This is a genomic window from Vibrio sp. 10N.222.52.B7, assembly GCF_041474275.1.
In the GTDB taxonomy this organism is placed as follows: domain Bacteria; phylum Pseudomonadota; class Gammaproteobacteria; order Enterobacterales; family Vibrionaceae; genus Vibrio; species Vibrio crassostreae_C.
Genome location: NZ_JBFRTU010000305.1, coordinates 1 through 283, shown reverse-complemented (window position 1 = coordinate 283; position 283 = coordinate 1). Strand labels below are relative to the sequence as shown.

Annotated in this window: 1 pseudogene; it reads right to left on the bottom strand. The window is 41.7% G+C overall.

The window, feature by feature from the left end:
- Nucleotides 1-283: pseudogene (locus AB4512_RS22955) on the bottom strand (S9 family peptidase); the annotation flags it as partial.

The window sequence follows — 283 nt, the reverse complement described above, 5'->3', positions numbered from 1 at the left end:
CTAGAAAGGTAATACGAAAGCAACCAAGCGGAATCCAGCTCTTCCGTTAATTGAATCGGCTTTGACTCATTTAAGAAGTATTTTGTTAGCGCATATGGTCTCGAAGTTTGTTGTTCAAGTTGAATCAAATACAGGGATTGACCGTCTTTCGACCACGCAAGCGAACTGTCTACATTTTGAGCTACTGATGTGACTTGCTGAGTTTTAAGATCAACAACGCTCACTCGATACTGTTCAGTGCCCGTAATATCTTCTGCTATCGCGAGCTTGGTTTTAGTTGAGT